Annotated in this window: 23 protein-coding genes; 11 read left to right on the forward strand and 12 right to left on the reverse strand. The window is 63.4% G+C overall.

Features of this window, described 5'->3' with window-relative positions; translation table 11 throughout:
- The first annotated feature begins 96 nt into the window (after window positions 1-96).
- The 4 genes from AC1HIY_RS05000 to AC1HIY_RS05015 all read left to right on the forward strand — a co-directional run bounded on the left by AC1HIY_RS05000 (window position 97) and on the right by AC1HIY_RS05015 (window position 6,482).
- Window positions 97-2,127, forward strand: a complete 2,031-nt coding sequence (locus tag AC1HIY_RS05000; RefSeq protein ID WP_479575613.1) for a methylmalonyl-CoA mutase family protein — start codon at window positions 97-99, stop codon at window positions 2,125-2,127.
- 27 nt (window positions 2,128-2,154) lie between these two features.
- On the forward strand, window positions 2,155-4,311 hold the full coding sequence (scpA, locus tag AC1HIY_RS05005) for a methylmalonyl-CoA mutase (RefSeq protein WP_479575614.1): 2,157 nt from the start codon (window positions 2,155-2,157) through the stop codon (window positions 4,309-4,311).
- 94 nt (window positions 4,312-4,405) lie between these two features.
- Window positions 4,406-5,443, forward strand: a complete 1,038-nt coding sequence (meaB, locus tag AC1HIY_RS05010) for a methylmalonyl Co-A mutase-associated GTPase MeaB (RefSeq protein ID WP_479575827.1) — start codon at window positions 4,406-4,408, stop codon at window positions 5,441-5,443.
- Window positions 5,430-6,482: a phosphotransferase gene (locus AC1HIY_RS05015; RefSeq protein WP_479575615.1), complete on the forward strand. Its 1,053-nt coding sequence runs from the start codon at window positions 5,430-5,432 to the stop codon at window positions 6,480-6,482. The genes meaB and AC1HIY_RS05015 overlap by 14 nt, the downstream gene beginning before the upstream one ends.
- Before the next feature lie 14 nt (window positions 6,483-6,496).
- Here AC1HIY_RS05015 and gltX read toward each other — a convergent pair whose 3' ends face one another.
- From gltX to AC1HIY_RS05030, 3 genes are all read right to left on the reverse strand, one after another.
- Window positions 6,497-7,993: a glutamate--tRNA ligase gene (gltX, locus tag AC1HIY_RS05020; protein WP_479575616.1), complete on the reverse strand. Its 1,497-nt coding sequence runs from the start codon at window positions 7,991-7,993 to the stop codon at window positions 6,497-6,499.
- Window positions 7,994-8,228: 235 nt separating this feature from the next.
- The gene (locus AC1HIY_RS05025) at window positions 8,229-8,774 is read right to left on the reverse strand and encodes an anti-sigma factor family protein (RefSeq protein WP_479575617.1); all 546 of its coding nucleotides are present in this window, start codon (window positions 8,772-8,774) and stop codon (window positions 8,229-8,231) included.
- A gap of 39 nt (window positions 8,775-8,813) precedes the next feature.
- Window positions 8,814-9,392 (reverse strand): RNA polymerase sigma factor, encoded by a 579-nt coding sequence (locus AC1HIY_RS05030; protein ID WP_479575618.1) that lies wholly within the window; start codon window positions 9,390-9,392, stop codon window positions 8,814-8,816.
- 246 nt (window positions 9,393-9,638) lie between these two features.
- Here AC1HIY_RS05030 and AC1HIY_RS05035 point away from each other — a divergent pair, with 246 nt between their 5' ends.
- The 4 genes from AC1HIY_RS05035 to AC1HIY_RS05050 all read left to right on the forward strand — a co-directional run bounded on the left by AC1HIY_RS05035 (window position 9,639) and on the right by AC1HIY_RS05050 (window position 15,226).
- Window positions 9,639-11,708 (forward strand): peptidylprolyl isomerase, encoded by a 2,070-nt coding sequence (locus AC1HIY_RS05035; RefSeq protein WP_479575619.1) that lies wholly within the window; start codon window positions 9,639-9,641, stop codon window positions 11,706-11,708.
- On the forward strand, window positions 11,680-12,567 hold the full coding sequence (locus tag AC1HIY_RS05040; protein WP_479575620.1) for a peptidylprolyl isomerase: 888 nt from the start codon (window positions 11,680-11,682) through the stop codon (window positions 12,565-12,567). The genes AC1HIY_RS05035 and AC1HIY_RS05040 overlap by 29 nt, the downstream gene beginning before the upstream one ends.
- Before the next feature lie 161 nt (window positions 12,568-12,728).
- Window positions 12,729-14,087: a peptidylprolyl isomerase gene (locus tag AC1HIY_RS05045; protein WP_479575621.1), complete on the forward strand. Its 1,359-nt coding sequence runs from the start codon at window positions 12,729-12,731 to the stop codon at window positions 14,085-14,087.
- Window positions 14,088-14,221: 134 nt separating this feature from the next.
- Window positions 14,222-15,226, forward strand: a complete 1,005-nt coding sequence (locus AC1HIY_RS05050; RefSeq protein ID WP_479575622.1) for an AAA family ATPase — start codon at window positions 14,222-14,224, stop codon at window positions 15,224-15,226.
- Between the two features lie 67 nt (window positions 15,227-15,293).
- Here the strand turns inward: AC1HIY_RS05050 and AC1HIY_RS05055 are convergent, their stop codons facing one another.
- The 6 genes from AC1HIY_RS05055 to AC1HIY_RS05080 form a co-directional block, all read right to left on the reverse strand.
- Window positions 15,294-16,979, reverse strand: a complete 1,686-nt coding sequence (locus AC1HIY_RS05055) for a cbb3-type cytochrome c oxidase subunit I (RefSeq protein ID WP_479575623.1) — start codon at window positions 16,977-16,979, stop codon at window positions 15,294-15,296.
- A 17-nt stretch (window positions 16,980-16,996) separates the two neighbouring features.
- Entirely contained in the window at window positions 16,997-17,467 is a 471-nt protein-coding gene (locus AC1HIY_RS05060) for a cytochrome c oxidase subunit II (RefSeq protein WP_479575624.1), read from the reverse strand.
- Between the two features lie 4 nt (window positions 17,468-17,471).
- On the reverse strand, window positions 17,472-17,693 hold the full coding sequence (locus AC1HIY_RS05065; RefSeq protein WP_479575625.1) for a cytochrome c oxidase subunit 2A: 222 nt from the start codon (window positions 17,691-17,693) through the stop codon (window positions 17,472-17,474).
- Between the two features lie 63 nt (window positions 17,694-17,756).
- Window positions 17,757-17,978 carry a hypothetical protein gene (locus AC1HIY_RS05070; protein WP_479575626.1) on the reverse strand — a complete coding sequence of 74 codons (222 nt, stop codon included), beginning with the start codon at window positions 17,976-17,978 and terminating at the stop codon, window positions 17,757-17,759.
- Window positions 17,979-18,103: 125 nt separating this feature from the next.
- Complete coding sequence (locus AC1HIY_RS05075) at window positions 18,104-18,814, reverse strand: Crp/Fnr family transcriptional regulator (protein WP_479575627.1); 711 nt, start codon at window positions 18,812-18,814, stop codon at window positions 18,104-18,106.
- 298 nt (window positions 18,815-19,112) lie between these two features.
- A complete protein-coding gene (locus AC1HIY_RS05080; protein WP_479575628.1) occupies window positions 19,113-21,482 on the reverse strand; it encodes a glutamine--tRNA ligase/YqeY domain fusion protein in 2,370 nt (789 codons plus the stop codon).
- A gap of 182 nt (window positions 21,483-21,664) precedes the next feature.
- Between AC1HIY_RS05080 and pdxH the strand changes: the two genes are divergently transcribed.
- The 3 genes from pdxH (at window position 21,665) to AC1HIY_RS05095 (ending at window position 24,348) form a co-directional block, all read left to right on the forward strand.
- Window positions 21,665-22,318: a pyridoxamine 5'-phosphate oxidase gene (pdxH, locus tag AC1HIY_RS05085; protein ID WP_479575629.1), complete on the forward strand. Its 654-nt coding sequence runs from the start codon at window positions 21,665-21,667 to the stop codon at window positions 22,316-22,318.
- A 70-nt stretch (window positions 22,319-22,388) separates the two neighbouring features.
- Window positions 22,389-23,486: a glycosyltransferase family 2 protein gene (locus AC1HIY_RS05090; RefSeq protein WP_479575630.1), complete on the forward strand. Its 1,098-nt coding sequence runs from the start codon at window positions 22,389-22,391 to the stop codon at window positions 23,484-23,486.
- Window positions 23,487-23,574: 88 nt separating this feature from the next.
- Complete coding sequence (locus AC1HIY_RS05095; protein ID WP_479575631.1) at window positions 23,575-24,348, forward strand: LolA-like protein; 774 nt, start codon at window positions 23,575-23,577, stop codon at window positions 24,346-24,348.
- A gap of 127 nt (window positions 24,349-24,475) precedes the next feature.
- On the opposite strand, the gene AC1HIY_RS05100 is transcribed toward AC1HIY_RS05095, so the two are convergent.
- From AC1HIY_RS05100 to AC1HIY_RS05110, 3 genes are read right to left on the reverse strand one after another with little or no spacing between them, the layout of a single operon-like run.
- The gene (locus tag AC1HIY_RS05100; RefSeq protein WP_479575632.1) at window positions 24,476-25,513 is read right to left on the reverse strand and encodes a proline racemase family protein; all 1,038 of its coding nucleotides are present in this window, start codon (window positions 25,511-25,513) and stop codon (window positions 24,476-24,478) included.
- A gap of 39 nt (window positions 25,514-25,552) precedes the next feature.
- Window positions 25,553-26,476, reverse strand: coding sequence for a DMT family transporter (locus AC1HIY_RS05105; protein WP_479575633.1), 924 nt, complete (start codon window positions 26,474-26,476; stop codon window positions 25,553-25,555).
- A gap of 60 nt (window positions 26,477-26,536) precedes the next feature.
- On the reverse strand, window positions 26,537-26,992 hold the full coding sequence (locus AC1HIY_RS05110) for a DUF4293 family protein (RefSeq protein ID WP_479575634.1): 456 nt from the start codon (window positions 26,990-26,992) through the stop codon (window positions 26,537-26,539).
- Window positions 26,993-26,997: the final 5 nt, after the last annotated feature.

Raw genomic sequence — 26,997 nt, forward strand, 5'->3', positions numbered from 1 at the left:
TTTGACCTTGGGCGCGCCATCATCCGCGCACGGCATCGTATCTTGCCGCCGAGCGGCTCTCGCTCCAACCCACTTTCCACGCCTTTCGATTAGCCCATGACTCCCGAGCAACCGACCGGCACGCCGCTCTTTTCCGAGTTTCCGCCCGTGAAGCGTACGGCATGGGAGGAAAAGATTCGGGTCGATCTCAAGGGGAAGCCTCTCGAAAGCCTCGTCTGGCACACGTTGGAGGGCTTCGATGTCGCGCCCTTCTATACGGCGGAGGACCTTCCCGACCTCGGCGCGCGGCACGCCCTTCCGGGCGCGTTCCCTTTCATGCGCGGCCCGCAACCGGACGGCGCGCCCGCTTCGATCCGTACGGACCTGGCCGTGGCGGACGTGGACGAGGCGAACCGGCTGGCGCGGCGAGCCCTCGCGATGGGCGCCGATGCGCTCGGCTTCCGCCTCGACGTCCGGGGCGGGCGCGTGCAGGGCGTCCCCGTGCAATCGCTCGACGACTTCGCGCGGCTCACCGAAGGTCTTCCGCTCGACGAGGTCCCGCTTCATTTCATGGCCGGGCGCGCCTCCCTCCCCCTTCTCGCCCTGTGGCTCCGCACGGCCCGCTCGCGCGGCGTCGCGCTCGACCGGCTGCGCGGCTCCGTCGCGCATGATCCCCTCGGCGCTTTCGCCCGGACGGGCCGCCTCGCCCCCGGCGCGGCCTTCGACGCCACCGCGCGCGCGCTCGAAGAGGCACGGTCGCTCGCGCCCGCCCTTCGTCTCCTCGCCTGCGACGCCTCCGTGTACCACGACGCCGGAGCCTCGACCACGCAGACGCTCGCCTTCACCCTGGCAAGCGCGAGCGCCTGCCTCGCCGAACTCACCGACCGGGGGCTCTCCGTCCCCGAGATCGCGCGGAGGATGCACTTCATCATACCGGTCGGGGTGAGCTACTTCATGAGCATCGCGCAGTTTCGCGCGCTCCGGATGCTCTTCGCCCGGCTCGTCGAGGCCTATGCGCCTGAGGCCAGGGAGGCGGGTCGCGCCTTCATTCACGCCGAAGGGTCCCGCCGGCACCTCACCGTGTACGACCCGTATGTGAACATGCTTCGGAACACGACCGAGGCGGCGGCGGCGCTCATCGGCGGGTGCGACACGCTCGGCCTTCCCCCGCACGACGCCGCGCTCGGCCGGCCGGACGCCTTCTCGCACCGCATGGCTCGAAACGCGGGCCTCATCCTCAAACACGAAGCCTACCTCGATCGTGTCGTCGATCCGGCGGCAGGCTCGTATTATCTCGAAACACTCACGGACAGCCTCGCGCGGGCGGCGTGGGGACTTTTCCGGGAAGTCGAAGCGCGGGGCGGGATGATCCCTGCGATGACCGATGGCTTCGTGGCTGCGCGCATCGCTGAGACGCGGCAGAAGCGTGCGCGCGCGGTGGCCACGCGGCGGCGGCCCTTCGTCGGAACGAGCGTTTATCCCGACCTCGACGAGCGCAAGCTCGAAGCCGTCGAAGCCCTCCCCGAAGGTGCGGCGCTCACGGAGGCTCGGGGGATCGCCATCGCCGAAGCATCGCTCGAAGCCCTGATGGGCGCGCTTAACCGGGGCGCCGTCCTCGCCGATCTCCTGGCCGAGCGCGGGACCGAGCCTCCGCGCACCGCCCCCGCGCTCGTACCTCTTCGCGACTCGGAGCCGTTCGAGCGTCTCCGCCTTCGCACCGAGCGTTTTGCCCGCGCGAGCGGCCGCACGCCTGCCGTCTTCCTCCTGCCCCTCGGCGCTCCCGCCGTGCGAAGCGCCCGCGCCGCCTTCGCCCGCAATTTCTTCGGGTGCGCGGGGTTCGTCGTCCATGAGAACCTGGGGTTCGAGACGCCGGAAGAAGGCGCGGCGGCGGCCCTCGCGAGCGGCGACGAGATCGTCGTCGTCTGCGCGCCGGACGCCGACTACCCCGTCATCGTTCCGTCCCTCCGGCGAAGTCTCGAAGCCGGAGATGCGCGCCCGCTCCTCGTCGTGGCGACGCGCCCCGACGCGGTCCCGGAACCCCTCGCCGAAAGCATCGACGGGTTCATCTACGCAGGCGCCGACGTCCTCACGATCCTCGAAGCTTTTCAGACCCGCCTCGGCATCCGTTCCGAGGGAGACGAAAGCTGAACCGACCGCGCTCCACGCTGCCGAATCATGCGCCCAGACTTCTCGAAGATTGACTATCGCCCCGACGCCGCATCGGACGCCCCCACGGACGCCCCTTCATGGATGACGGCCGAGGGCATCCCGGTGCGACGCGTGTTCACCGAGGCGGACCTCGAGGGCATGGAACACCTCGCGTACGCCGCCGGACTTCCGCCCTTTCTGAGGGGTCCGTACGCCTCGATGTATACGGTCCGTCCGTGGACCATCCGTCAATACGCGGGGTTCTCCACGGCTGAAGCCTCGAACGCCTTCTACCGCCGAAACCTCGCCGCCGGACAGAAGGGCCTCTCCGTCGCCTTCGACCTGCCCACCCATCGCGGATATGACTCCGACCACCCGCGCGTGGTCGGGGACGTGGGGAAGGCCGGCGTCGCCATTGACACGGTCGAGGACATGAAAATCCTCTTCGACGGCATCCCGCTCGACCGCATGTCCGTCTCGATGACCATGAACGGAGCCGTGCTCCCCGTGCTCGCCTTCTTCCTCATCGCCGCCGAAGAACAGGGGGTGCGCCCCGAACAGTTGACCGGGACCATTCAGAACGACATCCTCAAGGAGTTCATGGTCCGGAACACGTACATCTACCCGCCGGAGCCGTCCATGCGCATCGTCGGCGACATCTTCGCCTTCACGTCGCAGCGGATGCCGCGTTTCAATTCGATCTCCGTGAGCGGGTACCACATTCAGGAGGCGGGCGGCTCGGCGGACATCGAGCTCGCGTACACCCTCGCCGACGGCCTCGAATATCTCCGAACGGGGCTGAAGGCAGGACTCGAAATCGACGCCTTCGCTCCGCGCATCTCGTTCTTCTTCGGCATCGGGATGAACCATTTCATGGAGATCGCCAAACTGCGGGCGGCGCGGATGCTGTGGGCGAAGATCGTGAAAGCCTTCGCCCCAAAGAACCCGAAGTCGATGACGCTTCGGACGCACTGTCAGACCTCCGGGTGGAGTCTCACCGAACAGGACCCGTTCAATAACGTGACCCGGACGTGCATCGAGGCGCTCGCCGCCGCGCTTGGACACACGCAGTCCCTTCACACGAACGCCCTCGACGAAGCCATCGCCCTGCCGACCGACTTCTCTGCCCGCATCGCCCGAAACACCCAGATCTATCTTCAGCAGGAAACCGACCTCACGCGCGTCATCGACCCGTGGGGCGGATCGTATTACGTGGAATACCTGACGCATCATCTGACGCGTCGGGCGTGGATGCTCATCGAGGAGGTGGAGGCGCGAGGCGGCATGACAAAGGCCATCGAGGCCGGGTTGCCGAAGCTCCGCATCGAGGAGGCCGCCGCCCGGCGGCAGGCGCGCATCGACACCGGCAAAGAGGTCATCGTGGGGGTGAACCGACACCGTCTCGAACATGAGGCGCCCCTCGACATCCTCGAAGTGGACCACGCGGCGGTGCGGGAGCAACAGATCGCCCGTCTGCATAGAATCAAGGCCGAGCGCGACGCCCGCGCCGTGGAGAAGGCCCTCGACGCGCTCACCCGGTGCGCCGCCACCGGCGAAGGCAACCTCCTCGCCTTCAGCGTGGACGCCGCCCGCGTGAGGGCCACCCTCGGAGAAATCTCATTCGCCATGGAAAAAGTCTTTGGTCGATACGAAGCCGACATCCGATCCGTCTCGGGCGTCTATGCCGCCGAGGCGGGCCAGGACGAGGACTTCGTGCGCGCCCGTCGCCTCGCCGACACCTTTGCCGAACTCGAAGGCCGCCGCCCGCGCATCCTCGTCGCCAAGCTCGGACAGGACGGCCACGACCGGGGCGCGAAGGTCATCGCCACGAGCTTTGCCGATCTCGGCTTCGACGTGGATATCGGGCCGCTCTTTCAGACGCCGGAAGAAGCCGCGCGACAGGCCGTCGAGAACGACGTGCACATCCTCGGCATCTCCAGCCTCGCCGGCGCGCACAAGACCCTCGTGCCGCAGGTCATCGAGGCGCTCCACACGCTCGGGCGCGACGACATCATGGTCGTCGTGGGCGGCGTCATCCCGGTCCAGGACTACGAGGCGCTCTATGCGGCGGGCGCCTCGGGCATCTTCGGTCCCGGAACCGTCGTCTCGAAAGCGGCGCAAGAGATCCTCGACGTGCTCATCGCCCGCCTGCGCTCCGAACACGAAGCTCCCGACGCATCCTGACCCCCATCATTTTTCACGAAGGAACGTTTTGCCCAGAGACGAGGGAAAGCAACCGAAAGACGATGCGCTTCGGGTTCGCCCCGGCGTGGAGGAGATGCCCTCGATCAACCCTGAGCTCGAGAAGAAGAGCCGTCGGCGCGCGCTTTCGGTCGAGGCGTTCGTGACGGGCATCCGCGCGGGCGACCGCGTGGCGCTCGGTCGCGCGATCACGCTCATCGAGAGCACGCGCGAAGACCATCAGCGACGGGCGCAGGAGATCATCGAGCGGTGCCTCCCGTTTTCGGGCCGGAGCATCCGCGTGGGCATCACGGGCGCCCCGGGCGTGGGCAAGAGCACGCTCATCGAAGCGCTCGGCCGTCGGCTGACCGCGCGCGAACACCGGGTCGCCGTGCTCGCCATCGACCCGAGCAGTACCCGCACGAAAGGCAGCATCCTCGGCGACAAGACGCGCATGAGCCGCCTCGCCGCCGACCCGAACGCCTTCATCCGCCCGAGCCCGAGCGCCGGCTCGCTCGGCGGCGTCGCCCGCCGCACACGAGAGACGATCATCCTGTGCGAAGCCGCCGGTTACGACGTCGTCTTCGTCGAGACCGTGGGCGTGGGACAGTCGGAGACGACCGTGCATTCGATGGTCGATTTCTTCCTTCTGCTCGTCCTGGCCGGCGCAGGCGACGAGCTTCAGGGCATCAAACGCGGCATCATCGAGATGGCCGATGCCGTGGCCGTGACGAAAGCCGACGGCGACAACCTCGCGCGCGCCGAGACGGCGCAGGCGCAACTTCGAAGCGCCCTCCGGATGTTTCCCCCGCCACGCTCCGGATGGCGTCCCCCCGCGTTGACGTGTTCGGCGCGCACCGGCGCGGGCCTCGACACGCTCTGGGAGACCATCGAGGCCTATCGCGCCCATGCGACCGAGACCGGCTTCTTCGAGAAGCACCGGCGGGAGCAGGCGCGCCACTGGATGATGCAGACCATCGAACACCGGCTCCGCGCCGACTTCTTCTCCCATCCGAAGGTCATGGAAGCCCTCGGCCCGCTCGAAACGGCCGTGGTCGAGGGGCGGACCAGCCCGTTCGTCGCGGCGCAGCGGCTGCTCGCCGTCTATGCGGAGGTCGGCCATGCGAACGCCTGAGGCCGTGCGGGCGTTTGTGGCGCGGCAGCTTCCCGGCTTTGCGCCGACGGGCGCGCGCCCGCTCCACGGCGGCAACCTCAACTACGTGTGGCGCGTGGAAGGGCGCGAGGGGTCGGTCGTGGTCAAGCACGCCCCGCCATTCATCGCCCGCGCGCCGGAGATCCCCCTCGACCCTTCGCGCCTCGCCTTCGAAGCCCGCGCGCTCGAAGCGTTTGCCGACGGCGGCTCGCTCACCGCGCTTGCCCGCGAAGCCGTTCGCCCGCCCCGTCTGCTCGCCTTCGACCCGGACGCCCACGCGCTCCTGATGGAAGACCTGGGTGAGGCGCCCGACCTTGGCGCATGGCTCCGCGCCCTCCCCCGCACGCCGGGTGACGCTCGCGAAGCCGGTCGCACTCTCGGCGCCTTCATCGGGAGCCTGCACCGCGTCAGTGCCGGCGACGAACGCCTCGCCGCCGGCTTCCGGAACCGCGCCATACAGGAGACACGGCTCGCCGTTCAATACCGCGGCATCGAAGCGATGTGCGCGCGAGGCGGCGTGCCGGACGCAGCGGCCCTCGGCGCGACCGCCGTCGCCCTCGGCGAAGCCCTCCTCGCCCCCGGCCGGTGCCTGCTCATGGGCGACCTCTGGCCCGCTTCGGTCCTCGTCACGCCGGCGGGTTTGCGGCTGATCGACTGGGAGTTCGTCCATTACGGACGGCCGCTTCAGGACGTGGCCCACCTCGCTGCGCACCTGTGGATGCACGCCCACCGCGCGCCCGATGCCGCGCCTGCCCGCACGCTTCTTCGCGCGTTCCTGGGGGCCTATCGCCACGCCCTCGGTCCGGCTCGCGCCGTCCTCATCGACGCCGACGAGTTGCGCGGGTGCGCCGTCCATTTCGGCTGTGAGCTCCTCGTCCGCACGACCGGTCCGTTTCAGGGCGGCGCGCTATATGAGGGGCTCCCCCCGGATGCGCCCGCCGTCCGCGAGGCCGTCGGTGTGGCCGTCGAACACCTGCGCCACCCCGATCGCGTGGACACCTTTGCCGCGCTCGGACCGTGAGCGCGCACGCGCCGTCACGCCGCCGCGCCGAGCGCCTCGACGGCGCGTCGCAGGCGACGGAGGCACGTCTCCTTGCCGAGCGTCTCCATCATCGCAAAGAGACTCGGGCCGAAGGTGACGCCGCTGAGCGCAAGCCGCACCGGGTGAATGATGCGCCCCGCGCCGACGCCCTTCTCCTCGGCCAGCGCGCGAAGGGCCGCCTCGACGGAGGCCTCATCGAACGTCTCGAGCGCTTCGAGCCGGTCCGCATACGCCGCGACGAGTTCCGCCGCATCCGCCTTCCACCGCTTCTTCACGCCCTTCGGATCGTACTCGGTCGGATCTTCGAAGAAATACCGGGCTGCCGTTGCGAGGTCCTTCGCGAAAGAGATGCGTTCCCGCATGAGCCCGACGACGCGCCGAAGGTAGGCCTCGTCCGTCGTGATGCCCTCTTTTTCGAGATACGGCCGCACCCTCTCGACGAGCTCATCCGGAGTCATCATCCGGAGGTACTGCTCATTGTACCACCGGAGCTTGTCGAGGTTGAATTGCACGCCGCTCGACCCTACCCGCTCGATGGAGAAGGCCTCGACGAGTTCGGGCAGGCGGAAGATTTCGCGCTCGTCCCCGGGATTCCATCCGAGGAAAGCGAGGAAGTTGAGGAGCGCTTCGGGTTCGTAGCCTTCCTCCCGATACTGACGAACGGAGACGGGGATGCCCATCTTGTCGGCGTTCCGCTTGGAGAGCTTGCCTCCGGTGGGGCTGAGGATGAGCGGCAGATGCGCCATCTCCGGCGGCTCCCACCCGAGCGCGCGATACATGAGGACGTGCTTCGGCGTGGACGGCAGCCATTCTTCGCCCCGGATGACGTGCGTGATGCGCATGAGGTGATCGTCCACCACGTTGGCGAGGTGATACGTCGGCATGCCGTCCGACTTGACGAGCACCTGATCGTCGATCTCCCCCGTGTCGAAGGAGACTTCCCCCCGGATGAGGTCGCGGAACGTCACCGTCTCACCGGGATCGACTTTCAGACGGACCACGTGCGGCGCTCCCCCCGCGAGGCGCCGCCGGACCTCCTCGGCGGGAAGCGTGAGGCTGTTCGTCATGTGGACGCGCGTCACGGCGTCGTACTTCGGCGAAGGGTTCTCGGGCGTGGCGCGTTCTTTCCGCATACGCTCGATCTCCTCGGGCGTGTCGAAGGCGTAATACGCGCGTCCGGCCTCGAGGAGCGCCCGGGCATACCGGTCGTATACTTCCTTTCGTTCCGACTGATGATACGGCGCGTGCGGGCCGCCTTTCTCCGGCCCCTCGTCGTAGTCGAGCCCGGCCCATGCGAGCGATTCGAGAATGTCGGCCTCGGCTTCCGCCACGAACCGGCTCCGGTCGGTGTCCTCGATGCGGAGGACAAAGTGCCCGCCGTGTTTTCGAGCGAAGAGATAATTATACAGCGCCGTGCGCAGCCCGCCGATGTGGAGCAGCCCCGTCGGGCTGGGCGCGAAACGCACGCGCACGGTGTCCTGGTCAGCCATGATCACTCATCGAGATGGTTCGTGGGGTTCCCGATTCGGGAGGGAGATAATACGAACCCCCTTCGACCCCTTTTCCCCCGACCCCGCCTTTCCACGCAGATTTGGGATGAAAAATGCGGCGCCCCTGCGCGACGACCGGCTCCCTTTTTCCGACACGCCCCCGGTCCGGGACGAACGAAGGCGCACCCCCCGAAGGAGATGCGCCCGGGCAAGGGGAGGTCGCTCACCCGACCCCTCAAGGCTCCTCCGTCGCGATCTGTTTCGCCTCGATGGTGAGGCCGGGATAGAACACGTAGACAGCTTCGAACCGACTCGGGGCCACTTCGAGGTCGACGAACTCCACACGCTCCTCTTCGCCGCGCACGGCTGCGCCGGTTTGATTATCGGGCGTGGTGGAGCCGGGCAGCATCACACCGATGAGGAACAGCACGAGGGCCACGATGACCGCTGAGCGAAGCGAGACGGGCGTGCGCAGGTTCCACAGAGGACGGCGGTCGGAGGCCCGGTCCACACGGAGGCTCACCGTTTTGTGCCGGGCAAGTTTCTCGAAAAAGGCATCGTCCACCGAAGGCGGCACCACGAGGTATTCCTGCCGGCTCATGCGCCGGAACCGGAGCACCGAATCGAAGCGGCGACGGCAGGAGGCGCATACGGAGAGATGCGCGAAGAGGAACGGCTGCATCTCCACGGAGAGCTCGCCGTCGAGGTACAGGTTCAGCGTCTCCTCCATGGCGCCCCGGCACGGAGACGTCCCGGTAGGGGCCGACATTGAAGTATCCATGATCTATCTCGACGTTTACTTTTCTGAGGAGCGTCGCGTTCAGTCGTTCGCCGCGCCGCGCGAGAGGGCGGCCCGCTCATCGCGGACGGCCGGCGCCATGAACGCGGCCAGTTTCCGCCGCGCCTTGAACAGCCGCGACTTGACGGCGCTGAGGCTGCTCCGCGTCACCGCGGCGATCTCTTCATAGCTCAGGTTCTGATATTCCCTGAGGATGATCACTTCCCGGTAATCCGGCTTGAGTTGCGCCAGAAAGCGCGTCACCATCTCGACCTGTTCGCTCTTCTCCATCCGGGCGCCGGGCGTGTCGGCGCCGGACACGGGCGGCGTCGCCTCGTCGAGCGGCACGTGACGCGTGGTGCGCCGCAGATGGTTCAGGCACTGGTTCCGCGCAATGGTGAAGAGCCATGCCTTGAAGGACGAGGTCTTCATGAGACGGTCCCGGTTCTCATAAAGCCGGAGAAACGTCTCCTGCATCACGTCCTGAGCAACGGGCTTGTCGAGGAGCATTTTGACACAAAAGGCGTACACGGGGCCCTTGTATCGGTTGTAGAGCGAGACGAAAGCGAACTCGTCTCCCGCCTGAAAGGCTTCGATCAGGACCTTGTCGTCCATCTGCATCGCGTCTGTCCGTTGATTTCCCTGGCGCCGGTCATCAATCTGTTCTTAATGGACCGGACCGCAGCGCAAAAGTTGCCGTTTTTCGAGTTTTCGAACCAAAACATCGCCTCGCAAAGAATCAAAGCGGGCGTATCTCGGTAAGAGGCGACCGACGCAACAGCCCTGCATCGTCGGGATTTATTGCTTGCGGATCAGATCTATATATCACAGAGACCCGCCACTGTCCACAAAACCACACAAGGATTCATGCGCACGCACAGGAACGTCCATCGCTCGATACTGCTGACTTTCACGGGCCTGATCGCCTTTTTGCTCGTCGGATGCAGCGGCCCTCGGGAAATGACACCTCCGACGAACGATCCCCCCTCGGACGTCGTCGCGCTCTTCGACGGCGGCGTCGTCACGCTCGACGAGTTCGAGACGCAATATGCGCGCTCGGTGGGCGGTCGTGCGGCGGCCGCCGATGACTCCCTCTCGGAATATCAGGATTTTCTCAAGCGCTATCTCGACTTTCGGCTGAAAGTACAGGCGGCGAAGGATGCCGGTCTCGACCGGGACTCGTCGCTTCAGACGGAGATTGCCCGGTATCGCAATCAGCTGGCCCGGCCCTATCTGCTCGAACAGCGGGTCACCGATCCGTTGCTTCGCGATCTGTACGAGAAGAAGAAGGAGGTCGTTGACGCCAGCCACATCTTGATTCGCCTGGCTCCCAACGCTTCGCCCGAGGATACGCTCGAGGCCTACCGCCGGATCGCCGCCCTCCGCGACTCGGTGCTTCAGGGCGTCGACTTCGGAGCGCTCGCCTATCGTCATTCCGAAGACCCCTCTGCGCAGAGCAACGGCCTCGGCGCGCGCGGGCGGCTCGGCTATTTCTCCGGCGGTCGCATGGTCAAGGCCTTCGAAGACGTCGCCTTCAAAACGCCCGTCGGTCAGGTCTCCGAGATTTTCCGTTCTCCCTACGGGTACCACCTTGTCTACGTCCACGATCACAAAGCGAAGCCGAACGACATCCGCATCGCCCACATCATGATCCGCATTAAGGGGAACACGGCTGCCGACACCCTGGCCGCCCTCGCCCGTGTGGACTCCGTCCGCGCCCTCCTCGCCGAGGGCCGGGACTTCGCCGAGGTGGCGAAAGAGTACTCCGAGGACATGGGCAGCGCCCGCGCCGGCGGCGACATCGGCTTCGTCTCCTACGACAGCCGCCTCATCGAGCCCCTGAAATCGACCGCCTTTGCCCTCCAGCACGTCGGCGACCTTTCGGAGCCCGTTCTGAGCCGTTTCGGCTACCACATCATCAAACTCGTCGAGATCCGTGAACCCCGCTCGTTCGAAGCGTCGAAGGAGGATCTGAAGGCGGCGCTCGCCCGTCTCCCCCGCTCCACCGAATCCATGAAAAAGTTCGCCGCCCAGATCCGTGAACGCGAAGGCGACTGGCTCGACACCACCCTCGTCTACAGCGTCTTCGACACCACTTCGGCCGACTCCGTCTTCATGGTCTTCTCGCGGGGCGGCCTTCCCGACTCCCTCATCGCCCTCAAGTTCGCTTCCATTGGCGACTCGACGTACACACTCGGCGAACTGATCGCATTCACGCAAAAGAACACGGTCCCCCGCCAGCAGGATGCGCGCAAGATGATTCTTCAGGGAATCAACACGTTCCTCGATGACCGGGCCGTCGACGTCGAAGTGAGCAAGCTCGAAGAACGGGACCCGGACTTCCGGGCCACGATGGACGAGTTCCGCAACGGCCTGTTGTTGTTCCGTTTGATGGAAGATTCCGTCTGGACAGCCGCTGCCCAGGACTCAGCCGCGCTCCGCTCATACTACGAGGCGCACGCGGAAAAATATCGTTTCCCGGACCGCACCCGGATCATCAGTTTCTACAGCGCCTCGGACTCGTTGCTGAACGCCCTGGGCGCGCAGCTCGACGCCGGAATGTCCGTCGCCGAAGCCGAGGCGTCCGTCCTGTTTGATCCCGACCATAACCTGAGCGTGGACACGACCTTCGTCGAAGGCCCCACCAATTCGGTCTTCGACCAGGCCCTCGACCTGGAGCCGGGCGCGCATACGAACGCCGTACCGTACACGAAGGGCTTCATTTTGATGGTGAATGACGGTGTGGAGCCGGCCCGGGCCAAATCCTTTGAAGAAGCGCAAGCCGAGGTGATCAACGATTACCAGAAAGTGCTCGAAGACCGGCTTCTGGCCCGACTCCACCAGCGGTATCACGCGCGGCTGTTTCCCGAGCGCCTCACGCGCGCCTTCCAACATGAACCGACCGACAGTGCCTCCTCAGCTTCTTCCACCCAATAGACGCTCCGCCTGGTTCTTCCCTTTCGTCTTTGCGTGGGTCACGCTCCTCCTCGCCGGGTGCGGGCAGGAAGCGACGAGGCCGGACTATGTGGCGCGCGTGGGGGACCGTTACCTGACCCGGGACGAGCTCTCGGCGGCTCTCGAGTCGCTCCCGTTCCTTCAGGATTCGACGGAGGCCCAGCAACAGATCATCGAGCAGTGGGTCAACAACGAGCTCCTGTATCAGGAAGCCCGACGGCGCAGGCTCCGCAACGATCCGGAAGTGCGACGTCTTCTCGAAGAGAACGAACGTTCCGTGCTCATCAGCGCGTACGTGAACCGGCTCTTTGAGGATGAAGCGACGCCTCCCTCGAAGGAGGCGCTTCAGGCATACTTCGAGCAGCACCGAGACCAACTGCGGCTCCGCGAGCCCTTCGTTCGCGTCCGCTATCTCTCGACAGCCAACGTCGACTCAGCGATGGCCGTCCGTCGCGCCTTGCTCCGGATCGACCGGACGCCGGATCCCGACTCCGCGTGGGCCGCCCTCGCGCGCCGGTACGCCGACGACCCCGACGGCGTGCTCGGACTCTCCCGGTCCTACTTTCCCGAGAGCCGCCTTTTCACGGCGCAACCCGCGATTCAGGAAGAATTGCGGGGGCTCTCGAAAGGGGACGTCTCTCCCCTCATCGAGTACGACGGCGTATACCACGTGCTCCAACTCGTCGACCGGGCGCCGCCCGGCTCCGTGCCCGAACTGGCATGGATCGAAAGCGAGTTGAAGCAACGGCTCACCATCGAGGCGCGGAAACAGATGTATGCCCGTCAGGTTCAACGCCTGAGAAATGAAGCGCTGGCCCGGGAAAACCTGGAGATCAAGTAAGGCCACACGCCATCCCCGCCCCGCGCGCCATGCACGCGCTTCGAGCCGCCGTCTTACTCCCCTTCGCGCAATATGCGGCTCGTCCGCGCGTTCCTTTTCCTACGGGTTCGATTGGCCGCTGCGCCGGTCCTTCCCTCTTGCGTTGACTTATCCCAGCTGAAATGAAGTTTTTTCCCTCCGCCTCCGGCCTCCTCTGCGCGCTCCTGCTGAGCCTTCTCGCCGCGCTCCCTTCCCGCGCCCAGGAGACCAGGGTCCTCGATGAGATCGTGGCCGTCGTCGGCGACCAGATCATCCTTCGTTCCGACGTGGACGGCTTCGTGGCCGGGCTCCTTCGGCAACAAAAGCTGTCCTATTCAAAAGACCTCTGGAACGACGCCCTCAACCAGATGATCAATGAGAAGGTCCTGACGATCCATGCCAAGCGGGACACCACCATACAGGTGACCGACGCCCAGGTGGAACAGTCCCTCGATCAGCGCATCCAGCAAATGACCGCGCAGCTCGGGAGCCAGCAACGCCTCGAAGAACTTTACGGCAAAAGCATCATCGAGATCAAGGCCGACCTCCGGGAAGAGTTTCGGGACCAGATGCTGGCCGAGCAGCTTCGCAACCGCAAGCTTCGCGAAGTCAAGATTACCCCGAGCGAGGTGAAGGAATGGTTCAACCGCTTCCCGACCGACTCTTTGCCCATGTTCCCCGAAGTCGTCCGCCTCTCCCACATCGTGCGATTCCCCGACGTGAGCGATGAGGCGCGCGAGGAGGCCCGGGAGATCATTACCGCGATCCGAGATTCCATCGTGGTCGGCGGCGCCTCGTTCGAAGAGATGGCCCGACTGTTCTCCGACGATCCCGGTTCAGCGGCCAACGGAGGACGATACGAGAGCATGAGCCTCAAAGAAGTGGTGCCCGAGTTCGCCGCCGTCGCCTCCCGCGCGCCGGTCGGACAGGTCTCTCAGGTCTTCGAGACGCAGTTCGGGCTCCACATTCTCCGGCTCAACAAACGCCTCGGAGACGTCATCGATTACAACCATATCCTCATCGCTTTCGACGAGAGCAAATCCGACCCGACGGAGGCCATCGCCTTCCTCACCGCCGTGCGGGACTCCATCCTGACCCTCGACCTCCCGTTCGAGTTGATGGCGCGCCGTCATTCACAGGAGAAAGCCTCCGCAATGCGCGGCGGACGCGTGCTCGACCCGCAGTCCGGCGAACGCGACCTGGTGCTCGCCGCCCTGGGCCCGGACTGGCGGGCGACGCTGAGCAATCTCGACGTAGGCGAGGTCAGTGAGCCGGCGCCTGTGGAGCTGCTCAACGGACGCCGCGCCTACCACATCGTCAAGCTCGAACGCCACACGCCCGCCCATCGCGTCAACATCGACACCGACTATGAGCTGATCCAGCAGTACGCGCTTCGGGAAAAGCAGAATCGCGTGCTCGGCGAATGGTACGACCGGCTCCGCAAAGAGGTCTACATCGACATCCGGGGCGAGGCTTCGAACGACCCCATGGCGCGAAACTGAGCGCTTCGATGCGACACGAAACAAAGCGCTCTTCCTCCCGAATGACTCGGATTCGCCCCCACCTCATGGGGAGATCCTGACGGTCCGGTTTTTTTCCCCGCATCCCCTTCTCATCCTTTAACCCCAGGCCAGGCATGGCGCAAGCTGAGCAGACGACAACCTCTTCCACGGAACTCGAGGCCCTTCAAACCGGCTATCGCCGCCTGCGCGACGAGATCGGCAAGGTCATCGTCGGACAACAGGACATCATCGAACTCGTTTTCGTCAGCCTGATCTGCCGGGGACATGCGCTGCTCGTGGGTGTGCCGGGTCTGGCCAAAACGCTGTTGATCCGCACGCTCGCCGATGCGCTCCACCTTCGCTTCAATCGTATCCAGTTCACCCCGGACCTCATGCCCGGCGACATCACCGGCACGGAGATCATTGAAGAAGACGCCTCGACCGGCCGTCGTGGGTTCAAGTTCGTGCGCGGCCCCATCTTCGCGAACGTGATCCTCGCCGACGAGATCAACCGCACGCCGCCGAAGACCCAGGCGGCCCTGCTCGAAGCCATGCAGGAGCATCACGTCACCGCCGCCGGCAACACCTTCGTGCTCGAAGAGCCGTTCTTCGTCCTCGCCACGCAGAACCCCATCGAACAGGAGGGCACCTATCCCCTCCCCGAAGCCCAGCTCGACCGCTTCATGCTCAACCTCTGGCTCGACTACCCTTCGTTCGACGACGAGGTGCGCATCGTCCGCAACACCACGAGCGCCCGGGACGCGCGCGCCGAGGCCGTCATGACCCGAGAAGAACTCATGCGCTACCAGCAATTCGTACGGGAAGCGCCCGTGGCCGACAACGTGATCGAGTATGCCGTCTCGCTCGTGGGGAAAACCCGCCCGGGGCGTGAGGGCGCACCGGAGTTCGTGACCAATTATCTGAGCTACGGGGCCGGGCCGCGCGCCTCCCAGTACCTGATCCTCGGCGCAAAGGCCCTCGCCCTTCTCGACGGCCGTCTCACCCCCCTCATCGCCGACGTGAACCGGATGGCCGTCCCGGTCTTGCGCCACCGGATCGTGCCGAACTTCAACGCGGAAGCGGAAGGCATTTCCACGGTGGATCTGATCGAGCGGTTGCTTGCGGAGCAGGCTCGTTAATCCGGAATCATCGTCCGGCAAGCCGCCCTACACGATCGCGCTCGTTGCGCCTACCGATCCGGATCGCCTAAAAGAATTTGAATCCGGGAGAGACGAAGTTGGGGCTATACATCCCCAGGAAGAAAGGCCCGTAGGCGATCAAGATGAGGACAATCGCCACGACGACCCAGAGCTTCAGGTTATCATAACGCACCTCCCAGCCCGACAATTTCGGGGCCGTGAGCGTCTCCGACCACGGGATATCCCGGGGCGCCTCGCCTTTCTTCCCGAAAAAGATCGTCATGGCGATAATCACGAAGAACAGCAACAGACCGACGAACATTAAGCTCCCGCCGATTCCCGTGAGCACGCCGCCCAGATCCCATTCGATGTTGTTATATCCCGCCTGTACCCGGTAGATGCGGCGCGGCATTCCATGAAGCCCGGCATCGGCCATTCCCCTGGCAAATATCAGAACTCCGACGAAATACGTCCACGAGGAAACCAGCGCCAGTCGGGTGTTCCAGAGCTTGCGCCCGGTCAGGTAGGGGATGAGCCAGTAGGCTACGCCGACGAGCGTCAGGGCAACGGCGCTGCCGACGGTCATGTGAAAGTGACCGGGAATCCACGTCGTGTTGTGAATGACCTGATTCATGGTATAGCTTGCATTGATCAATCCCGTGATGCCCCCGAACACGAAAGCGATCATGGCAAGCAATTGAGCCAACACCGAGGGATTGGACCACGGCAATTTCTTGATCCATCCAAGGAGTCCGCGACCTCCATGGTTGCGCCCCCCCATCTCCAGCGAAGCCGCCACCGAAAAGGCCGTCGCCAGACTCGGAAAGAATACGCCGAAGGTGAGGATGGCATGCACGAACTTCATCCCCTGCGAAATACCCGGGTCGGTGTATTGATGATGAAAACCCGTCGGGATGGAGAGCAGGAGAAAGAGAATGAACACGAATCGGGTGAGGGAATCGCTAATGATTCGTCCGCCAACCTGCTTTGGAATCAGGAGGTACCACGAGACGTAAGCCGGCAAGAGCCAGGCATACACGATGGCGTGCCCCGTGAACCAGAAAAGGGTGCGATTGAGCAAAGGATCGGTCTTTTCGAGCCATCCCACGCTCCAGGGAATCAGAAAAGCCAACAGATTGACGGCGTCGGGCAGCGAAGCCAGGAACCACATGAGATAGCTCGTCAGACAGACGAACGCCAACAGCGGAATGCGTAGACCGGGATGCTCCTTGCGCCAGGAAACGTAAACCACGAGCATGTTTGCGAGCGCCAACCACGTGCTCACCACGACCAGCACCACGCCCAGATAGAACGTCACGTGGGCCTGAAGGGGGGCGTATGACGTGTACAACACACTCGCTTTCCCGGAGGCAATCGAGTAAATCAGCAGAATATTACCAAGCGCAAGAGAGCCCAGCGATGCCCAGAGCAGTCCCTCGTTGAGCTTGCGCGCGAACGCTCGCGCCACGAGAAGCGGAAGGAAGGCGTTGGAGAATGAGAACGTGAAGACGATCACATTCGCCACCCCGTGGGCCGTCAACCCCTGATAATAGCTCCTCAGAAAAGGAAAGAATTTGAGGATGTCGATGTTAGCATAAGAGAGGGCCTGGGCCAGACCATGAAAGATACCGGCCGTGAGCGCCATGTATCCGATGTAGATGGTCCATCGAAGAGCTCTCAATTGACGCTCGGGAAGCTGAAATCCGGAAGGGTTGAGAACGGTGGCAGCTGCCGTCGTCGTGGTTGCGCTCATGGTCATACCCAAGATCTTTATTCAGCGATAACCTTTCCGTGCATGAAATGGTGACCTACCCCGCAATACTCATGGCAGATCAGCAGATGCTCACCCGGCTCTTTGAACGTATACACGTTTTTCGAGACCTGACCGGGGATGAGCATCATGTTGATGCGGGTGCCTTCGATATTGAATCCGTGAATCACATCGCGCGAACTGCCGACAAAAGTGATCTCGGCGCCGGCAGGCACACGGATCTCCGACGGCTCATAGCCGAAGGCATAGGCGCGGACAACGACCTCATAGGCATTCGGCCCCGTTTGACGCACTCCGGGTTGATCGAAGGGCGGCGTCGTATTGAGCAGGGCAGGATCAAGGATCCCGGCCCGGCCCGGCAAGTGAATGCCCATAGCGAGGGTCGCATATACGAGCGCGCCGAGACAAAGGATCAGCAGGATGACGCCGGTCGTCAAGAAAGACTTCTCATACACGAGGACTTTGCTCATAGCACTAGCGGGTGATCAGCATGTAGTATACCGTGACCCAGAAACCGAGGATCATCATCAGAAAAATGAGCGTGAGGAACAGTGTGCCGGTTACGACGGGCTCCTCATGCTCCGAAAACTTCGGCTCCCTCGAGACATCCACCCCGGTAGCCGGAGCAAGCGCAGACACTTCCGCCGCCCCTTGCTCAACAGATGTCTCGGCCGATCGGTTTGGAACGTTTTCCATGGTTCACACACGTACGATTATGCGGGGTAGACGACAAAAAAACACGTCGGCACAAACACTTCCTTAAGGGTTCCACTGTCTGACACGTTTCCCCAGGACCCTCCAGAGGCCAAGCAAAATCAACAGAACAGGCACCGAGAGCAGCAGACGATCTCCCTGAACCTCTGCCGACATCAACTGATTCAACGTCTCCCAGAGATACCCGACGAGAGGAAAGCCCAGGATGACGAAGATCAACATGACGACGACGACCTCTACCCGGGAAGGGTTTTTGTCGGTGGACATGGGGGGCGGGGTTGGGGGATACCCGGCCTAAAGGCCAACCGGGCTCCAGATTGCGAAATGGTTTTTGTGAATTTATCGGAAGAAATCGCCCCTTTGCATTGATAAAAGTCAAGTATGGAGCTTGATTAAATTTTTTCTTCTCCATGCAGAATCTTTCGCATCCTTCCTGGATCTACGATGACAATCCTGGATCCTTCATACGATATCATACCCTCATTCAGCAATTGCCGAAAGGCTCGGGAAAGAGTCTCGGGGACTGTCCCGAGATAACTTGCAAGGGTCTTTTTAGATATGGAAAGCTCCACGATTTTTTTATTATTTTTCTCATCACAAATTGCATGATTCACCAGATAGAAGATCAATCTACCGGGAACGGACAGGAGCCCAATAGCTTCGAAATGATCAAGCACACGTTCGATTCCAATACCCATGGATTGCATGAAGGCCTTGTATATGTCCGGCCGGCCTTCGACCAACTCATCAACGATTTTTACGGGTAAGAAAAGAACCCGGGTATTCTCCAGCGCCCTGGCCGAGAGCAAATATCGGCGGTTGGGTTCTCTTTTCACCAGAGGTCCTTCCGCAAAAGATTCACCGGCATGCACGATGCGCATCACGATCTGGCGTCCGAAAGGACCATTCCTGTATAATTTGACGATTCCGGAGATAACGATGTAAACTCCCTGATAGGGATCTCCATGTTGAAAAAACAGGGCATGCTTCGGAAAAGGCTTGACGGATGCCCCCCCTTTCACAAGGTCCCAGCCTGCTGACTGCCCTGCTATAAAGAGGGGGTGCCTCGATAATATATCCTGGTCCTCTCTTGTCAATTTCATGCAACTATTGCAATGTTTCATGTGGAGACACAGAGCACTCACAGAAGCTTACGCTATTACCTATTTGCCTTTCCTCTACAAGAAATCATCCCAAAGTGATTCAACAGAATCCTTAAAATCCCGCTCACCCGACCCGAGTCAGAAATCATCCATGTAAAACGTCCTCTGTTATCCCATTGAGCGGGGAAGACGTAACAGGCCTGCGTAAAGTTTAATGAATCAAAAAGGACAAACTGTCATTCGCCCCAGAAGGACTCCTTCCTTCCAAAATAGCCGCGTGATATCATTTATGGCGGTCTCAGCCTTCTAATTTATCCGAAAGAATTATTTTGAGAACGTCCGGGTTCGCACGTCCACCGGTTTTTTTCATGATCTGACCGAAAAAAAAGCCCATCAAACCTCGCTTCCCCTTCCGGTACGCCTCCACCTTTTCGGGGAACGCCGCCATCACCTCGTTGACCAAGCCGGCAAGCGTCTCCCGGTCCGAGATCTGGTTGAGCCCGTGTCGCTCGACGATCACTTCCGGATCTCCGCCTTCGCTCATCATGAGCGTGAACACTTCCTTGGCGATGCGTCCGGAGATGACGTCTCGGTCGATGAGAGCGACGAGCCGGGCAAGTTCCTTCGGTCCTACGGGCAGTTCGTCCAGCGTGCGTTCTTTCCGCGCCCGGAGCAACTCGTGGATGATCCAGTTGGCCGCCCCCCGGGGGTTGTGGTGTGTTTCGAGGGCCTCTTCGAAAAAGCGCGCCAGCCGTTCCTCGGCGGCAAGCAGGGCGGCCTCATGAGCCTGAAGGCCGTATTCGGACAGATATCGGGCATACCGCTCGCGCTGTGCGGGCGTGAGCCCTTCGAGCGGATCGACGGCGCGCCAGCCGGATGAAGGCTTCGGTGCGCGCTCGGACGGTTCGGTCTTCCGGCGGGGTTTCTTCCCGTTCGTCGTCTTCGAGGCGGCGGCGATCTTCGCCCACGTGTCGCGCAGGGGCACGATCCGGTTGAAGACCAGCGCGTCGGGGGCAGAGTCGAGAGGATCCGGCCAGAAATACCCCTGGCGTTCGAACTGATACCGCGTGCCCGCCGGGTCGCCGGTGACGCTCGGCTCGATGCGCGCGTCGGGGACGACGACCACGGAATCGGGGTTGAGGTGGGTCCGGAAATCCTCTTCTCCGGCGTCGGGATCCGGGGCGTGGAAGAGGCGGTCGTACAGACGCACCTCAGCGACGCGGGACAGCGCGGCATCGACCCAGTGAATCGTGCCCTTCACGCTGCGGTTGGCCTGTGGTCTTCCGCTCAACGTTTCGGGATCGTACGTGCACCGGAGTTCGACGATCTCGCCCTGCTCATCCCGGACCACCTCTTCGCATCGGATGATGTAAGCGTACCGGAGCCGCACTTCCTTCCCCGGAGCGAGCCGGTGGAAACGACGGGTCGGATGCTCCATGAAGTCGTCCCGCTCGATGAACAGCTCCCGGGAGAACGGGACCTTGCGCGTGCCCTCTTTCGGGACGTCGTGCGGCCAGTACGAGGCTTCGAGCCACTCGACTTCGTCTTCCGGATAATTCGTGATCACCACCTTCAACGGGCGCAATACGCACATCACCCGGGGCGCCCGGTAGTTGAGGTCGTCCCGGATGCTGTGCTCGAAAACGGCCAGGTCCACGCGGCTGTCCACCTTCGTCACCCCGATCCGCTCGCAGAAAGCACGAATTGCTTCAGGGGTCACCCCGCGGCGACGGAGCCCCGAGATCGTAGGCATGCGGGGGTCGTCCCACCCGGAGACGCGCCCCTCCTCCACGAGCACCCGGAGCTTTCGTTTGCTCATCACCGTGTACGTCAGATTCAGCCGGGCGAACTCGTACTGACGCGGCCGCGGGTCGATGCCGAGTGTGTCGAGAAACCAGTCGTACAACTCGCGGTTGTTGACAAACTCGAGGGTGCAAATGGAATGCGTGATGCCTTCGATGGCGTCGGACTGCCCGTGGGCCCAGTCGTACATGGGGAAGATGCACCATTCGTCGCCCCGGCGATAATGGGTGGCGTGCCGGATGCGGTACATGAGCGGGTCGCGCATCTTCATGTTCGGCGAGGCCATGTCGATCTTAGCCCGCAGCACCTTCTCCCCATCGCCGAAGGCCCCTTCGCGCATGCGGCGGAAAAGGTCGAGGTTCTCCTCCACCGTCCGGTTTCGATACGGACTCTCCTGCCCCGGCTCGGTGACCGTCCCCCGCATCGCCCGGATCTCTTCGAGGCTCAGGTCGTCGACGTACGCCTTCCCCTTCTTGATCAGTTCGACGGCCCAGTCGTAGAGCTGCTCGAAATAGTCCGAAGCGTAAAACTCGCGCTCGCCCCATTCATAGCCGAGCCACCGGACGTCGCGCTTGATCGCTTCGACGTATTCGACGTCTTCCGTCTCGGGGTTCGTGTCGTCGAAGCGGAGATTGCAGACGCCGTCAAACTCCCCGGCGAGGCCGAAGTTGAGCACGATGGATTTTGCATGGCCGATGTGCAGATAGCCGTTCGGCTCGGGCGGGAAACGTACGACGACCCGGTCGACCCGGCCCGTTCGGAGATCCTCCGCCACGATGTCGCGGATAAAGTTGCTCTTCTCGTCGCTTCCGCTCCGTTCCGATACGGGCTTCGGGCCCTCTTTTTCCGTAGAATCTCCGGCCATGCCTCGACGTTGTTTGGTTCAAAAAAGGCCTCGGTGGGTTGAGGCCCCTTCAACGCTTCCCCCCTTGAAAAGTCCCCCCGGAACCATAATCCCGCTTCATGATTGGAGGCGTTTTGTCCGCCCGGTGCGATTGCGTACCTTGGCGTCCACGTTCGCGTCTCCGGAATCCATCATCGAGCCGTATGTCCCTTTTTTCAGCGATCCGAACCGTTCTCACCCTTGGCAAGGGGATCGTCCACGGGCTGCCGGATGCGACTGCCGACCGGGACCCCATCGCGCTGTTTGGAGCGTGGTTCGACGCTGCGCGACGCTCCGGCATCCTGCTTCCGGAAGCGATGGCGCTCGCTACCTGCGGCGCGGACTGCCGCCCCTCCTCCCGCATGGTGCTCTTGAAGGCGTTCGACGCGAACGGGTTCGTCTTTTATACGAACTATGAAAGTAGAAAAAGCCTCGAACTCGAAGCGAACCCACACGCTGCGCTCCTCTTCCACTGGGCCGTGCTCCAGCGTCAGGTGCGCATCGAGGGACCGGTGACGCGCCTCTCGCCCGAGGAATCGGAGGTCTATTTTCATTCGCGTCCGCGCGGAAGCCAGATCGGAGCATGGTCGTCGAAGCAGAGCCGCCGCCTCGACGAGCGCCGGGAGCTCGAAGCGCGCATGCAGGCATACGAGCGTGAGTTCGAGGGTCGGGACGTGCCGCTTCCCCCGTTCTGGGGCGGTTTTCGCGTCTTTCCCCGACGCATCGAGTTCTGGCAGGGACGAACGCACCGCCTGCACGACCGCCTCCTCTTCGTCCGTGAGGGCGACGACTGGCAAGCCACCCGCCTGTATCCCTGACCCGGTGCGCGGAGATGCTCCCGTTCCGCCCTTCATGCTCCCGTCGCGCTCCCGTCATGCTCCCGCCTTCATGAAACCCCGCGTCTCCGTCATCATCGTCTCGTGGAACGCCCTCCCGCTCCTGCAGCGGTATCTCCCTTCCGTCGCCGCGACACGGTACGACAACCTGGAGATCATCCTCGCCGACAACGCTTCCACCGACGGTTCCGCCGAGTGGGTGGGCCGGGCATTCCCTCAGGTCAAGATCGTGCGCCACCCGGAAAACTGGGCCTTCTGCCGGGGCAACAATGAGGCCGTGGCCCATGCCACGGGCACATACGTCGTGTTTCTGAACAATGACGTGGAGACTCCGCCGGACTGGCTCGATCCCCTCGTGGACGTGATGGAGCGAAGCCCCGACGTGGGCGCGGTGCAACCGAAGCTCCTTCAGTGCGAAGACCGCCGCCGCTTCGAGTACGCAGGAGGCGCCGGCGGCTACCTCGATCGCTACGGTTACCCCTTCACCCGGGGACGCATTTTTTTCACGATGGAGGAAGATCACGGACAGTACGACGACGCCCGCGACGTCTTCTGGGCCACCGGCGCCGCCCTGCTCCTCCGCCGCGCGGCTCTCGACGACGTCGGTCTTTTCGACGAGCGCTTCTTCATGCACATGGAAGAGATCGATCTGTGCTGGAGGCTCTGGCGACGCGGGTGGCGCGTCTTCGTGGAGCCGAAAAGCGTGGTGCATCACATGGGCGGCGGATCGCTCCCTCAGGGGGATCCCCGAAAGGTCTATTTCAATTTCCGAAACAACCTGCTCACCCTCTACAAAAACCTCCCCCCGTCCGCCTGGCTCCGGACGTTCCCCTTTCGCGCAGCCTTCGACGCCGCCGCCGCACTTCGCGCCGCGCTCGGCCGACGCCCCGCCGAGGCCGTCGCCATCTTCCGCGCCTATCGGGACGCCCACCGTATGCGAGCGTTCTACCGGGATCAACGTCCGAACCCCGACGAGCCCCCGGTTTACCCACCCTATCGCGGGAGCATCGTCGTCGACTATTTCCTCCGGGGTCGCCGGCATTTCAGCGACCTGCCTCCGGAACGGTTCCGCACGCCATGGAATGCCCCGTCTCGCGTCGAGGCAACACAAAAGATCCAGGCGAATGAGCCCGGCAGGGCAACCCCATGAACGAACGTCCGTACCGGTCCGGAGCGTCGCCCTCCCGACGCTCCGGTATCTCGCATCAGTCGATTTCCTGCACCATTCCATCTCTGCCATGAAACGTTTTCCCTTCATCCTTCCCCTCCTCTTGCTTGGATTCACGCTGAGCGGCTGTTCGTCCTCCCGAACCGCGCAAAACACGGCTCCGGAACCTGCCCCCAACGTGGCCGCCGATCTCGTCGCCCGTCACGTGGCGGCCCTCGGCGGTCTCGAAAAGCTCCAGTCGATCCAGACGCTCAAACGCATCGGGGACGTGCGCATGATGGGCATGGAAATGCCGCTCGTCATCTATCAGAAGCGTCCGGACAAGGTCCGCACCGAGGTGGAGATCCCGAGCATGAACATGGAGGTGATCACCGCTTACGACGGCGAAACGGGGTGGATGCTCAATCCCATGATGGGTTCGGATCCCCAGACGATGACGCCCGAACAAACCCGGAACATGCTCAATCAGGTCGACATCGACGGTCAGCTGGTCAATTATGAGGCCAGAGGGATCACGATTGAGGATCTCGGGGAATCGGAGGTCGGCGGCAAGCCTGCACGGAAGCTCCGCCTCGTGCGCCCCGATGGCCCCGACGTCCTCCTCTCCCTCGACACCGAGACGTATCTCGTCGTCAAATCGGAGGGCCAGGGGAGCGATCCGCAGACGGGTGAAACTGTGAGGACGGAGGTCTATTTCTCGGACTATCGCCCCGTAGAAGGCGTCATGATGCCGCACGCGCTCGAAGTGCATCTCCGCGGCGAAAAATTTCAGGAGATCTCTTTCACGGCCATTGTGGTGAATCCGAAGATGAACGACCATCTCTTCACGATGCCCGGAAAATAGCCCGGACGGATGAGGCCCCTGTCCGAATGCGTTGGGCCTCCGGCACTCGCAGCGCGTGCTACCCGGCGCCTGGTTCGGGAAGGCGAGATCGCTCGAAGCGATGGACGAGGCGCAGACGGCCCCGGTGTCATCCCAAAAAGAAGCCCGCTCCGAGGTCGTCGTCCGGATCGAGAAAGAACGTATGGCGACCCGTGAGATGCGCCCGCCCCTCCACTTCGGGAATCACGGCCGGATAAGGCCCGAAGCGGGTGACCCGGGCAATCCGTACGGCGAACCGTGTGCCGAGGATGCTCTCGACGATCCGTTCGTCGCCGACGGCCATCTCGCCGCGCGCATAAGCGAGCGCCGCCCGCCCGCTCACCCCGGTGCCCGTCGGCGAGCGGTCCACCTGCCCCTCGGCGAAGACACACACGTTTCGGCTGTGGGCGTCGGCGCTCTCCGGCGGCCCGGTAAAGATCACGCCATAGAGAAAGCCGAGGTCCTCGTCGAACGGGTGAAGGATGCGCCGTGAGGTCATGATCGCGCGCTTGATCGCCATGCCCGCCTCGATCAGACGCTGATGATCTTCGGGCACGCACCGGAGCCCCACCGCCGCGACGGGCACGTACGCATAGAACGCGCCCCCGAAGGCGAGGTCGTACCGGATCCGCCCGAGCCCCGGCACGTCCACCTCGGCGTCGAGTTCGACGACGAACGACGGCACGTTGTGGAAAAAGACACTCGTCACGCGACCGCCGGAGACGCGCGCGAAAGCGGTCACCGTCCCCGCCGGCGTGTCGATGCGGACGCTCGAGATCGGCTCCCCCGAGGCGACGAGCCCCGTTTCCACGGCCGCCTTCCCGAGGGCGATGACCGCGTGCCCACACATCGTGCTGTAGCCTTGATTGTGCATGAAGAGCGCACCGAAATGCGAATCCGGCTGCACCGGCGGCGTGAGGATACAGCCGTACATCTCCCGATGCCCGCGCGGCTCCCACATGAGGGCCGTGCGGAGGTGATCGAGATGGGCCGCGGCATACCGGCGGCGCGCGAGCATGTCGTCGCCGGGCAGATCCGGATAGCCTTCGGTGACGATCCGAAGCGGCTCGCCCGCCGTGTGGTAGTCCAGTGTAGCGAGGCGAAGCCGGGAGGTCGGCGGCGTGAAGTTTTTCAGCGCGTCAAACATGGTTCGAGGCTCTTTCGGTGAAGGACGCGGGGGGCTCCCTCAGGGTCCGGCAAGCGTCGTCCGACGACGGGACCGGATCACGGCGAAGACCGAAAGCAAAACGATCGCCATGCCGGTGAGGGCGACGGGCGTCGGCATCTCGTCGAACAGGAAATAGGCGAGCACCGAAGCGAGGACAGGCTCCGTCAGACCAAGCAAACCAAGAAAGGCCGCCTTGAAAAAACGGAGGGCGAAGTTGAACGAGCCGTGTCCGAGGAGTTGGGGGAAGAGCGCCATCAACGCACAGAGTCCATAGAGCGAGAGGTCGTAACCGAAAAGAGGCACGCCCCGGATCAACGCGACGGCTGCCGTGGTGAGGGCGGCGCACGTATAGAGCGGGAAGACGTATGCCGCCCAGGACGTTTTCCTCCGGAGGACGCGCCCGATGAGCATGTAGAAACACTGGAAGAGCACGGCCGCGAGCGCCAGCCCGTTTCCGAAGAGCGCCCCCGCCACCCGATCCGGCCCCAGCGTGTCGCCCCACGCGATGAGCGCCGTGCCGGACACCGCCAGCACGATCGAGACGATGACCCGTCGTGAGAGGCGTTCGCGGAGAATCAGGTAGCCGAAGACGGCGAGAAAGAGCGGGGTCGTCGAGACGATGACCGAGGCGCTTGCCACCGAGGTATGATACAGCGACTCGATCCACGTCACGAAGTGCATGCCGAGCATGACGCCGGCCCCCGCGATGAGGAGCTTCTCTCGTCCGGTGAAGCGCCGCACTTCCGGACCGATGCGGGGCAACGCGTAGGGCGCGAGCATCACGACGGCGAAGGCAGTGCGCCACGCGGCCACGGCCAGCCCCGGCATCTCGCCCGCGAATCGGACGAGGATGGCGCTGATCGAAAAGCTGAGGACGCCGAAGAAGAGGACGGGATAGACGAAGGCCGGTCGCGCTTCGTGATGATCGTCGGTCGCACGCATGCCGTTGCCCTCGGCTCGGAAAGCGCCGCACGCCCCGCCCGAAGGGGGACCCCGGCCCGGTCAGTCACGCAGGCGGAACTGATCCTGCTTCTCCAGTTCCCGGATGTCCCGGTCGATGCCGCGCCGCGCCAGATAGAAGAACCCGTACGCGACTACCGGCATGAGCAGCGTAGCGATCCCGCCGACGTCCGAAAGGAGCGGCAGGGCCTCGGATGCATAAAGCCCACCGAAGAAAACGATGAGAAAGAGCACCTCGAGCACCTGGACCGCCACCACGATCTTTCGCTGTCTCTTCAGGCCCGGCTTCAGTTTTTTCGGGAAACGCGGATCCTTATTCAGGAAAATCGCCGCGAGCGCGAGCGCAGCCACCAGGCCGCCGAGGACCTTGACGGTCAGGCCATATCCGGGAAAGACCTCCGTCGAAGGCATCTCCCACAGCCCCCGGAGCAGGGTCACCAGCGCCGTCAGGATGAGCGCGCCGAGCAGGAGAAAGAGGGATTGAATACGTAGAATCATATCAC

The organism is Rhodocaloribacter sp. (assembly GCF_056451265.1).

What these genes read in the sequence shown, in the direction of transcription:
- AC1HIY_RS05000 (WP_479575613.1), top strand. Translation starts at nt 97, where the DNA reads ATGACTCCCGAGCAACCGACCGGCACGCCGCTCTTTTCCGAGTTTCCG.
- scpA (WP_479575614.1), top strand. Translation starts at nt 2,155, where the DNA reads ATGCGCCCAGACTTCTCGAAGATTGACTATCGCCCCGACGCCGCATCG.
- meaB (WP_479575827.1), top strand. Translation starts at nt 4,406, where the DNA reads ATGCCCTCGATCAACCCTGAGCTCGAGAAGAAGAGCCGTCGGCGCGCG.
- AC1HIY_RS05015 (WP_479575615.1), top strand. Translation starts at nt 5,430, where the DNA reads ATGCGAACGCCTGAGGCCGTGCGGGCGTTTGTGGCGCGGCAGCTTCCC.
- gltX (WP_479575616.1), bottom strand. Translation starts at nt 7,993, where the DNA reads ATGGCTGACCAGGACACCGTGCGCGTGCGTTTCGCGCCCAGCCCGACG.
- AC1HIY_RS05025 (WP_479575617.1), bottom strand. Translation starts at nt 8,774, where the DNA reads ATGGATACTTCAATGTCGGCCCCTACCGGGACGTCTCCGTGCCGGGGC.
- AC1HIY_RS05030 (WP_479575618.1), bottom strand. Translation starts at nt 9,392, where the DNA reads ATGCAGATGGACGACAAGGTCCTGATCGAAGCCTTTCAGGCGGGAGAC.
- AC1HIY_RS05035 (WP_479575619.1), top strand. Translation starts at nt 9,639, where the DNA reads ATGCGCACGCACAGGAACGTCCATCGCTCGATACTGCTGACTTTCACG.
- AC1HIY_RS05045 (WP_479575621.1), top strand. Translation starts at nt 12,729, where the DNA reads ATGAAGTTTTTTCCCTCCGCCTCCGGCCTCCTCTGCGCGCTCCTGCTG.
- AC1HIY_RS05050 (WP_479575622.1), top strand. Translation starts at nt 14,222, where the DNA reads ATGGCGCAAGCTGAGCAGACGACAACCTCTTCCACGGAACTCGAGGCC.
- AC1HIY_RS05055 (WP_479575623.1), bottom strand. Translation starts at nt 16,979, where the DNA reads ATGAGCGCAACCACGACGACGGCAGCTGCCACCGTTCTCAACCCTTCC.
- AC1HIY_RS05060 (WP_479575624.1), bottom strand. Translation starts at nt 17,467, where the DNA reads ATGAGCAAAGTCCTCGTGTATGAGAAGTCTTTCTTGACGACCGGCGTC.
- AC1HIY_RS05065 (WP_479575625.1), bottom strand. Translation starts at nt 17,693, where the DNA reads ATGGAAAACGTTCCAAACCGATCGGCCGAGACATCTGTTGAGCAAGGG.
- AC1HIY_RS05070 (WP_479575626.1), bottom strand. Translation starts at nt 17,978, where the DNA reads ATGTCCACCGACAAAAACCCTTCCCGGGTAGAGGTCGTCGTCGTCATG.
- AC1HIY_RS05075 (WP_479575627.1), bottom strand. Translation starts at nt 18,814, where the DNA reads ATGAAATTGACAAGAGAGGACCAGGATATATTATCGAGGCACCCCCTC.
- AC1HIY_RS05080 (WP_479575628.1), bottom strand. Translation starts at nt 21,482, where the DNA reads ATGGCCGGAGATTCTACGGAAAAAGAGGGCCCGAAGCCCGTATCGGAA.
- pdxH (WP_479575629.1), top strand. Translation starts at nt 21,665, where the DNA reads ATGTCCCTTTTTTCAGCGATCCGAACCGTTCTCACCCTTGGCAAGGGG.
- AC1HIY_RS05090 (WP_479575630.1), top strand. Translation starts at nt 22,389, where the DNA reads ATGAAACCCCGCGTCTCCGTCATCATCGTCTCGTGGAACGCCCTCCCG.
- AC1HIY_RS05095 (WP_479575631.1), top strand. Translation starts at nt 23,575, where the DNA reads ATGAAACGTTTTCCCTTCATCCTTCCCCTCCTCTTGCTTGGATTCACG.
- AC1HIY_RS05100 (WP_479575632.1), bottom strand. Translation starts at nt 25,513, where the DNA reads ATGTTTGACGCGCTGAAAAACTTCACGCCGCCGACCTCCCGGCTTCGC.
- AC1HIY_RS05105 (WP_479575633.1), bottom strand. Translation starts at nt 26,476, where the DNA reads ATGCGTGCGACCGACGATCATCACGAAGCGCGACCGGCCTTCGTCTAT.
- AC1HIY_RS05110 (WP_479575634.1), bottom strand. Translation starts at nt 26,992, where the DNA reads ATGATTCTACGTATTCAATCCCTCTTTCTCCTGCTCGGCGCGCTCATC.